Annotated in this window: 9 protein-coding genes and 2 tRNA genes; 2 read left to right on the forward strand and 9 right to left on the reverse strand. The window is 60.7% G+C overall.

Annotation, left to right across the window (positions count from 1 at the left end):
• Positions 1-490: hypothetical protein (locus P8X48_10275; protein ID MEJ2107697.1), on the forward strand; the 490-nt coding region annotated here is incomplete at its 5' end.
• Here the strand turns inward: P8X48_10275 and P8X48_10280 are convergent.
• The 9 genes from P8X48_10280 to P8X48_10320 all read right to left on the reverse strand — a co-directional run bounded on the left by P8X48_10280 (position 487) and on the right by P8X48_10320 (position 9,036).
• The gene (locus P8X48_10280; protein ID MEJ2107698.1) at positions 487-1,074 is read right to left on the reverse strand and encodes a hypothetical protein; all 588 of its coding nucleotides are present in this window, start codon (positions 1,072-1,074) and stop codon (positions 487-489) included. The genes P8X48_10275 and P8X48_10280 overlap by 4 nt on opposite strands.
• A gap of 180 nt (positions 1,075-1,254) precedes the next feature.
• The gene (ccmI, locus tag P8X48_10285) at positions 1,255-2,469 is read right to left on the reverse strand and encodes a c-type cytochrome biogenesis protein CcmI (GenBank protein ID MEJ2107699.1); all 1,215 of its coding nucleotides are present in this window, start codon (positions 2,467-2,469) and stop codon (positions 1,255-1,257) included.
• Positions 2,466-2,939, reverse strand: coding sequence for a cytochrome c-type biogenesis protein CcmH (locus P8X48_10290; GenBank protein ID MEJ2107700.1), 474 nt, complete (start codon positions 2,937-2,939; stop codon positions 2,466-2,468). The genes ccmI and P8X48_10290 overlap by 4 nt, the downstream gene beginning before the upstream one ends.
• Positions 2,936-4,924: a heme lyase CcmF/NrfE family subunit gene (locus P8X48_10295; GenBank protein MEJ2107701.1), complete on the reverse strand. Its 1,989-nt coding sequence runs from the start codon at positions 4,922-4,924 to the stop codon at positions 2,936-2,938. The genes P8X48_10290 and P8X48_10295 overlap by 4 nt, the downstream gene beginning before the upstream one ends.
• Positions 4,925-5,679: 755 nt before the next feature.
• Positions 5,680-5,753 (reverse strand) — tRNA-Cys (locus P8X48_10300).
• Positions 5,754-5,836: 83 nt separating this feature from the next.
• Positions 5,837-5,912, reverse strand: a tRNA-Gly gene (locus P8X48_10305).
• A 63-nt stretch (positions 5,913-5,975) separates the two neighbouring features.
• Complete coding sequence (gene pgsA, locus P8X48_10310) at positions 5,976-6,551, reverse strand: CDP-diacylglycerol--glycerol-3-phosphate 3-phosphatidyltransferase (GenBank protein MEJ2107702.1); 576 nt, start codon at positions 6,549-6,551, stop codon at positions 5,976-5,978.
• Between the two features lie 5 nt (positions 6,552-6,556).
• On the reverse strand, positions 6,557-8,383 hold the full coding sequence (gene uvrC, locus P8X48_10315) for an excinuclease ABC subunit UvrC (GenBank protein MEJ2107703.1): 1,827 nt from the start codon (positions 8,381-8,383) through the stop codon (positions 6,557-6,559).
• Positions 8,380-9,036: a uracil-DNA glycosylase gene (locus P8X48_10320; GenBank protein ID MEJ2107704.1), complete on the reverse strand. Its 657-nt coding sequence runs from the start codon at positions 9,034-9,036 to the stop codon at positions 8,380-8,382. The genes uvrC and P8X48_10320 overlap by 4 nt, the downstream gene beginning before the upstream one ends.
• A gap of 255 nt (positions 9,037-9,291) precedes the next feature.
• Between P8X48_10320 and efp the strand changes: the two genes are divergently transcribed.
• A partial coding sequence (efp, locus tag P8X48_10325; GenBank protein ID MEJ2107705.1) for an elongation factor P occupies positions 9,292-9,799 on the forward strand: 508 nt, incomplete at its 3' end.

Genomic DNA, 9,799 nt, shown 5'->3' on the forward strand with positions numbered 1-9,799 from the left:
GCTGACTGCGGATGCCGGGGCACCGGATCTCCTGTACCGCAAGCTGACCGACGGAACGATCGACCTGTCCATGACTTTCGAAAGCATCCAGGCCGGCAACATGGTCAGCAGGAGAATCTCCCGCATACCCCTTGTGCTGGTCAGTTCCATTCCGGATCTTGGCCCGGAACAGGCCCTGGCCGGGAACTACGTCTGGGTCGACTGGGGTCCTTCGTTCGCACTTGCCCACGCGCAGCACTTCCCCGATATCCGGCCACCGCGTCTGCGAACAGGGCTGGGGAGAATTGCACGCACATTTCTGCTTGAACACGGTGGCGCTGCGTATCTGGCCCTGCCGATGGTCCAGCACGACCTGGAACTGAATCGCCTCTTTCGAATCGAGGATGCTCCCGCCATCGACCGTAGCGCCTACGCGAGCTACGTCGTCGGTGGCGAGAAACTCAAGCTAATAGGCCAAACACTGGAATACTTCGAAGACCTGCCAACCTAGGATTTGCCCGGCGGGCGTTGCACCCTGAGTTCAAAGAGAGGAGCCAGGGTATCGCGAATCTGGTGGATGGTCAGATGCGGGGTTTGTCCCTGATCACCCCAGTGCTGACAGACCATATCGTCAACCTGTGGTTGTGTTTGCGACGCGAGCTTCAAAATCGTGGCCTGGCTGATGATGCTGGGCCCGCCATCGTCCAACACGGCGCGAGCACCGATCCCGCCAGCCGGCCCTCCCGCTGCGGCCAGTCTGACAAGGGGATGGTTCTGCGAATACTCATCCCATTGCTTCGTGCTCACCACGCGAAAGGAGCCTGGTTGCACAACTCGCGGGTGATCCCCGATCCTGCGTAGTCGGAACTGGCAATACGGGTAATAGATGTTCACGTCATTGAAACTGACGACCCGCCCGCCGAGGATATAAATACTGCGCCGCCCGGCCGGAATGGTGATGGACCTTGTGAGAGCGAGAACCGAGCCAGTGGGAACCTTGGTGTCAGGTGAATCTTCATTGTAGGCGTACGTTGTGGCACAGCCGGCCAGAAGAACAAGAGAAAGGGAAAAAAGACAACGCGGAAATGGTTTCATGGCAGCCTCCTTGAAACCCGTGACGCTCCTGCCCCGGGGAATATCGTCATTCTAGGCCCGTCGCCGGCGCTTGTCTGCTGTCTAGGATCGGAGAGAAACTGGATACTTTCCGCTTTATTAACAAGATATTATATGAACTAATTAAATAACCTTCGAGATTGAATCGGGGCCGCTTTCTGTCTAGCCCGATACCTTTTTATTGATCACGATCCGAATCCTGCCCTTCTGCCCCGGCACTGCCGGTACCGGTGCGCTTTCCAGGTCCCCCGCCTGGGGCAAGGGGTTGCCCGACTTCGATACCCGGGCCCCCACCACGACGCGCTTGAATGCAGAAAGATGCATGGCCGGAATCATGGCCATGGAATCATCCAGGGTGACCTGCAACGGAAGCGAGCCCACCGGTTTACGGACCACCGCCAGGGGCATGGGGGGACCGTTCTCCGCCTTGGCAAATACGAACACCGTATCCCCAGGTGAGATCTCCTTTACCAGGGAGGGATCGAGCCGTACGGACACCTCCAGGCTCTTTGCTGCTGCTTTTGCGGATTTTGCAACCGGGGGCGCTGCGACGTGGTGAGCCAGTTTCTGTTCCGCCTGCGCAATCAGTCCGCGAACTTCGCGCAGTGTTTTCGGATCGTCCTTGACTATCTGTTCGACCCGACGCCACTGTTTGACTGCTTGCTCGTAGTCACCTCGTTGGCTCGCCGCCATAGCCGAAAGCCAAAGGCCGGTTGTGTTTTGCGGATCGATTTCCAGCGCCCGCGCGACCAGGGCCTCCGGCTTTCCGCTCATGCTTCCGCCCTGGGTCATGGCCAGGGCATCGGCATAGCTCAGCAATACATCGGCATTGTCCCCGGCGTAGCGATGGGCCTGACTATAGGCATGAGCGGCTTCCGGATATCGGTCCATGCTCATGTAGGCACGTCCGAGCATGAACCAGGCGCGCGCATCATCCGGGGTCTGGCGCAGTTGTGCCTTCAGGCGTTGGGCGAGCTCCGTCATGTTTGGCATGACGCCTTTGGGAAGGGAGGTAACCATGGTCGGATTTCCGAGCCAGGCATAGAGTCCAAAGGCCAGCAGGGGTACGGCGATGCCGATCGCGATCAGCAGGTTCCTCGCCGGGCGAACCGCGGTTGCACCCGTTTCCGCCGGACCTGCCAGGTCGCTCCCCAGGGCCAGTTCGAGCTCGATTTCGTACTGGTCGAACTCGGCCTGTGAAATCTGACCGTCGGCCAGCTCCCGCTTCAGGGTCTCAAGTTTCTCCCGGGCGATTTCCGCGTTCTGTTGATCGCGATTGATGAATCCATCGCCCGCTTTCCGGCGGGAGCCAAAATAGAGTATGGACAAGGCGGCGGCCACCAGGCCGACCGTAATCACCCAGAACCAGACCGTCATGAGTCGTCGTTTCCTGTTTCGAGATACCGTCGGGCGCGAGATAGCTCATCGCCATCGGGCTGCCCCTGATCGGATCTTCCCTGTCGACGAATCATCACGAACAGGATGATCAATCCGGTTGCCAGCATGAGAAAGGGACCCACCCACAGGAGGATCGTGATCGGTTTGAAGGGTGGGCGATACAAAACAAAGTCCCCGTACCGGGCAACCATGAAATCGACGATCTGCTTGTCGCTCTGCCCCGCCACGACCTTTTCGTAGATTTCCTGACGCAGATCCTTGGCAAGATCGGCATTGGACGCGGCAATGGTCTCGTTTTGACACACCAGGCAACGCAGCTCGTGTGTCAGTTTCTCGTAGCGTTGCTCGCTGTCCTTGTCCGGAAAGCTGTGCACCTCGATCCCGGCGCGGGCTGTGCCACCGAGGATCACAAGTACGGCAAGGCCCAGAATCCGAACGAACCGTGTCACGATGCGGCACCGGAATGTAACAGGGAGCTCTCCTGCGCGGTGGCCCGACGGCGCGCGAGCACCCGATACCTGCGGTCACTCGCCGCCAGGAGCCCGCCCAGGGCCATGAATACGCCACCCATCCAGATCCACCGGATAAAGGGCTTGTGGTACAGGCGTACGCTCCAGGATCCGTCCGAGGTTCCCAGTGGCTCTCCAAGGGCCACAAACAGGTCCCGGGTGAGTCCCGGATCGATTGCCGCTTCCGTCATGGGTTGCCGTTGCACGTCGTACACCCGCTTTTGCGGGGACATCGTCGCGATCAATTTCCCGTTGCGGGTCACGGTCACGGTGCCCTGGTGCGCCGTGTAGTTCGGTCCTCTCACCTGGCGAACGCCGTCAAACTCGAAGTGATAGCCGCCGAGTTCGTAGGACTGGCCGGGCGCCAGGCGCACGTCCTCTTCCTGGCTAAACGTGGTGGTGAGGCTGACCCCGACAACAAACACGGCAATCCCAAGATGGGCCAGGGACATCCCGTAAAACGCACGGGGAACCCGTTTCCAGGTTTCCGCCCCTCTTTTGGCCGCCGCAACCCGCCGGTACAGACCCAGCAGGGTGGTACCGGCGACCCTGAACGCCCGCAACAGTCCCCCTGTCGCTGCCAGGCTGAAATGGGGCATGAGGACAACGGAGATCACAACCAGGACCACAGTGGCGGCACCGGCCCAGCGCATCTGCCAGAGCAGACGCCACAGGCTGTCCTGCTTCCAGCGGGCGATAGCGCCAAGACCCACCACCAGGGCAATCGGGATCATCAACGGGATGAAGATGCGATTGAAGTACGGCGGACCCACGGAAATCTTGCCCAGGCCGAGCGCATCAACCGCAAGCGGGTACAGGGTACCGAGAAGTATGCTTGCAGACGTCGCGACCAGGACGACGTTGTTGAGCAAAATGCCGGTCTCCCGGGAGATGAGAGAAAAGCGGGCGGTGCTCCGGATCTGGGGTCCGCGCCAGGCATACAGGCCAAGCGAACCGCCGACGACCAGGCTGAGGAAGATCAACACGAAGACACCGCGCGTTGGATCGCTGGCAAACGCATGGACCGACGTAAGCACGCCGGAGCGGACCAGAAAGGTTCCGAGCAGGCTGAGCGAAAAGGCAAAGATCGCCAGCAACACCGTCCATGCCTTGAATGCGGAACGATTCTCCGTCGCGGCCAGGGAATGGATCAGCGCCGTGCCGACCAGCCACGGCATGAACGAAGCGTTCTCCACCGGATCCCAGAACCACCAGCCACCCCAGCCAAGTTCATAGTAGGACCACCAGCTGCCGAGCACGATGCCCAGGGTAAGGAAGACCCAGGCCACCAGGGTCCATGGACGCGACCAGCGCGCCCATGCGGTGTCCAGCCGACCGCCGAGCATGGCGGCAATCGCGAAGGCAAAGGCGACCGAAAATCCGACGTAGCCCATGTACAGCATGGGTGGATGAATGGCGAGCCCCGGATCCTGCAACAGGGGGTTCAGGTCATTCCCGTGGAGCGGAACCGGGAACTGGCGAACGAAGGGGTTCGAGGTAAGCAGCATGAACAGCAGGAAACCGATGCTCACCATACCCATGACGGCAAGCACACGTGCGATGACAACTTCCGGCACGCTGCGATTGAACACGGTAACGGCCCCGGTCCAGATCGCGAGCACGGTGCCCCAAAGCAGGAGCGAGCCTTCGTGGGCGCCCCAGACCCCGGAGATGCAATATATCAGCGGCAGATTCGTGTTGGAGTTGCGCTGGACGTAGGCGACGGAAAAATCGTGGACGATGAAGGCATAGGTGAGGCTGGCAAAGGCAATGAGCATGAATAGCAGTTGTGCCCTCGCCGCCGGGCGCGCAAGGGCGACCCAGCTGCGGTTTCCGCGGGCGGCGCCGATGAGCGGGACCGTGGACTGCAGCAGAGCCATGCACAGGGCAAGAATCAGGGCAAAGTGACCGATTTCAGGTATCAAAATACTCTCCTGACTGCGTTGGACCGGCCGACCCGTCTCGGCCGGACCGGCGTTGGTGCCCGGGGCCGGAGTCGAACCGGCATGGAAGTTACCCTCCGAGGGATTTTCATGCCCACTACAGCTTTCGCTGCTGCGCCGGACGGCACATTTGTGGCCTGGACTTTCTCTTTGCCCTATCGCCAGCCTCGGCGACGTAGGCAGGAGCCGTCAAGTCTCTACACTTTCCCCGGCGGCACGCCGGCGGGGCTTAGCTCGGGATTGCCACCGCCCTCACGCGCTGAGGTTTCCCCGAATTTGACTCCATTCACGCCAGACGTTTCCGGCCTGGGTGCTCAATTACCTTAAGTCCCTTGCGTCTACCAGTTTCGCCACCCGGGCGTGTTCGGTTGGCGGGCCTAGTGTAATGGATTCGCGCCCGGGGCGCAGTACGACGAAAATGGAGGCTGGTGCCGAAATTGAACCGAGGTACACGGAATCGCATGCCGAGCCGGACAAAAACTGAGCGGATTCTAACAGGCCTGAGACCTGGCTACCTAGGGATTTTGAGCCCATAGGTCGTCTGGAACCAGCTCAGAGGGGGTCTACCGGCCCATACCGTCTTCAACCCGCTCTGATCCAATACGACCGCGGCACGAGATAGGGACACTGTAGAACGGCCACGGGTGCCGCCGCGCCGAGCGGCGCTTTGGCTGCTTACATGTTGCTTATTTCTGGAGAGGAAAAACAGGGACGCTTCCTTATGCCCCTGTTCTATATGGAGGCTGGGCCCGGAATCGAACCGAGGTTCGCGGATTTGCAGTCCGCTGCATAGCCACTCTGCCACCCAGCCATAACGGCGCCGGCCGGCTATATAGCATATAGCCGCCTGCCGAGGGTAAAAAATAGGGAAAGGCCCTAACCCTTCCCAGCGTATGGAGCGGGAAACGAGACTCGAACTCGCGACCCCAACCTTGGCAAGGTTGTGCTCTACCACCTGAGCTATTCCCGCGTGGGATGCGTATTGTAAGCCGGGCCGCCCCCCTGTCAAGCAAGGTTCCGGCGTGAATTTGACTCAGGAATCCCGCAGGGACGGCCAGGCGGCCCGCAGATAGGCCATCATGGACCACAAGGTCAGACCGGCGGCCAGATAAAGCAGGCCCTCCCCCAGTTGCGGGATGGGGATTCCCCACAGAGGCGCCCGATACAGCATCATGCCGATGGCGACGAGCTGGAACACCGTCTTGACCTTGCCCAGGTAGGAAACCGCCACGCGGGAGCGCTTGCCCACCTCGGCCATCCATTCCCGCAGGGCCGATACCGTGATTTCGCGGCCAATAATGATCACCACCACCACGGCGAAAACCCGCTGATCCCAGACCATGCGCTGCACAGCCGGGTCCGCGGCCAGCACCACCAGCGCCACGGCCACGATCAGCTTGTCTGCCACCGGGTCGAGAAAGGCGCCCATGGGCGACTCCTGATCAAGCTTCCGCGCCAGGTAGCCATCCAGCAGATCAGTCAGGGCAGCGAGGGTGAAGACCGCGGTCGTCGCCGCGGGCGCCCAGGGGTACTTCAGGTAGTACAGGAGGATCAGCAGCGGGATCAGCGCAAGGCGAAGGAGGGTCAGCAGATTCGGAAGATTGGGCATCTCGCTCAGCGATCCTCGCCGTGAAAGGCGTCGTAGATTCGTTGCGCGAGCTCCGGGCTCACGCCGGGGACGGCGGCCAGGTCTTCAATTCCGGCGCGTCCCACACCTTGCATGCCGCCAAAGTGCTTCAACAGGGCCTGACGCCGCTTCTCGCCGACGCCGGCCACGGATTCCAGGCGCGATCGGGTGCGGGCCTTGCCGCGTCGCTGTCGGTGACCCGTGATCGCAAAGCGGTGTGCCTCGTCGCGGATTTGCTGGATCAGGTGCAGGGCCGGAGCATCCGCGGGCAGTATAGTGGGGCTGCCACTGGCGGACAAGAAAAGGCGCTCCATGCCCGGTTTGCGTTCGCGTCCCTTGGCCACCCCGACCAGTGTCAGCCCTCCGATCTGCAATTCGCGCATGACCTCTTCCGCCCGCGCAAGCTGCCCCTTCCCGCCATCGATCAGTATTACGTCAGGCCACGTGCCGTCGCCCTCTTTCATCTTGCGATAGCGGCGGGTAAGCACCTGCTCCATGGCACCGTAGTCGTCCCCGGGCTCGACGCCCTCAATGTTATAGCGTCGATAATCGCTTTTCAGTGGCCCGTCCTGGTTGAACACGACGCACGATGCCACGGTCGCTTCGCCTAGTGTGTGACTGATATCGAAACATTCGACACGCTCCGGGATCGCATCCAGCCCCAGGGCGTCCTGCAGATCCTGGAAGCGTTGGCGCAGGCTCGCACGGCTGACTACGTACTGGCGCAGGGCAGTGTGTGCGTTCAGCATCGCCATCTTGATCCAGCGGCGCGGCGCCCCGCGCGTGGGCAGTACGATGCGGATTCTGCGCCCTTCCCGCTGCCCCAGGGCCATTTCCAGCATTTCATATTCGGGGTCGCCGTGGCTGACGTAGATCTCTGCCGGGACCGGGTTGGCGGCATAGTGTTGCGACAGGAACGCCGCCAGAACCTCCCCGGCTTCCTGGTGACTGGACACCCGGGGGAAATACTGTCGGCTGCCAAGTTGTCGGCCATCGCGGACCATGGACAGGTGTACGCAGGCGGCGCCATGGTCCACCTCTGCCGCCACGACATCCAGGTCGCCCCCTTCCGCACTTACGTACTGCTTTTCCTGGATACGCTTCAGCGCGGCGATATGGTCCCGGATTCGTGCTGCCTGCTCATATTCCAGGTGCCCGGCCGCGCGTTCCATATCGACCACAAGTTCTTCGATCAAGGCCTGGCTTCGGCCCTCAAGGAACATCTCCGTACGTCGCACATCCCGGGCATAGTCTTCCGCGCTGACCAGCCCCACGCATGGGGCCCGGCATCGCTGAATCTGGTACTGAAGACAGGGACGGGAACGCTGTGAAAAGAAGCTGTCCTGGCACTGTCGAACCCCAAAGGTCTTTTGTAGAAGCGACAGACTTTCGCGCACCGATGACGCCGAGGGGTAGGGACCGAAATAGCGCCCTGCCCTGCGTTTTGGACCCCGATGGAAATCAAGGCGCGGATATTCGTCTTCAGTGGAAAGGTAGATATATGGATAACTCTTGTCGTCGCGAAGCATCACATTGAATCGCGGCTTCTGGTGCTTGATCAGGTCATTTTCCAGAAGCAGGGCTTCACTCTCGGTGTGAGTTACCGTTGTTTCGATACGCTGAATCTGCCGGACCATGGCCGCGGTCTTGAGCGACTGGCCCGTGTTCCGGAAATAGCTTCCAACCCGCGCCCGCAGATCGTGCGCCTTGCCGATGTAGAGGACCTCATCGTCGGCGCCCATCATGCGATACACCCCCGGCGATCGCGGCAGACTCGCGACGAAGGTCTTCGGGTCAAAAGAGGCTTCGCTCATGATTGCTGCAACCGTCTCCGGGCTTCGCGAAACACCGAGGCAAACATATCCGGAGTCAGGCGTCGCGTCTGCGTGTTGTAACGGCTGCAATGGTAGGAATCCAGGAGCAGCATTCCGTCCGCAAGGCGATGGCAGGCCCCATGGCCAAACGGAAACGCCGACTGTCGTTGGTTTTGCGCCCGAAGAACCGCCCTGTGAGCAATCGTTCCAAGGGCGATCACCACGCCCCCTTCCGGCAGTTGCTGCAGCTCCTGGGCGAGAAAGTCGTTGCAGAGGTTGACCTCGTCGGTCGACGGTTTGTTTTGCGGCGGCAGGCAGCGCACCGCGTTGGTGATGCGGCAATCCCGCAGTTCCAGTCCATCGTCCGCAGCGACGGACTTGGGCCGGTTGGCATATCCGAAACGGTGCAGGGTTTCATACAGCAGAATTCCGGCAAAGTCCCCCGTGAACGGGCGGCCGCTGGCGTTGGCTCCGTGCATACCCGGCGCCAGACCCACGATCAGCAGTCTCGCCTCCGGGTCTCCGAAACTGGGTACCGGGCGTGCATGGTAGGCCGGGAATTCGGTGCGCACGCCGGCAAGGTGTGCGGCCAGTCGTGGACAACGATCGCAGTCGAGAGAAAACGTTTGCATCGGGATGTTGGCTGGTTTCATGCGGGCTTGGCTAGCAGCGGGTTGATCCTAGCCTACCATCCGTTTGCCGGATCTAACGAACCGCGCTGCAAGCCGCAGAATAAATAGAATCGGGTTTAATAAGATACGGTAACTCATTGTACACAATATCGTTTCTTCTTTCCTGTTCTGGACTCCAGGGGACCTTTCCCCGGCCTCGCGGCCTCTGCCGCCTTTGCAATCCCGTCCCCCCTGTCTAGAATGCGCGTCGTTTTCACCAATACCCGGGTATATGGCATGAAGATTTCGGCCTTCGACGTACGCGTCGGCAATCTGATCGAATACAGCGGCGGGCTCTACCGCGTACTCAAGAAGCAACACGTCAAGCCCGGCAAGGGTGGCGCCTTCGTCCAGCTCGAGATGAAGGAAATTTCCACTGGCACCAAGTTGAATGAGCGCTTCCGTTCCGAGGATAAAGTGGAAAAGGCCCATGTCGAGGTGCGGGAGATGCAATACCTTTATTCCGACGGTGACAGTTATATCTTCATGGACAACGCGAGCTATGAACAGGTGCCGATCCCGATGGAAGATCTCGAGGAGCAGGCAAAGTATCTGTTGCCGAATACCCAGGTACAGGTGGCCTTCCACAACGAGGTGCCCATAGGCCTGGACCTTCCGGCCACGGTGGTGCTGGAAGTCAGCGAGACCGACGCGGCGATCAAGGGTCAGACTGCCGCCGGTGGCGGAAAGCCGGCGACCCTCGAAACCGGGCTTGTGGTGACGGTCCCCACCTTCATCGGCGTGG

It is taken from the genome of Acidiferrobacteraceae bacterium (assembly GCA_037388825.1).
Taxonomy (GTDB): Bacteria; Pseudomonadota; Gammaproteobacteria; order Acidiferrobacterales; family JAJDNE01; genus JARRJV01.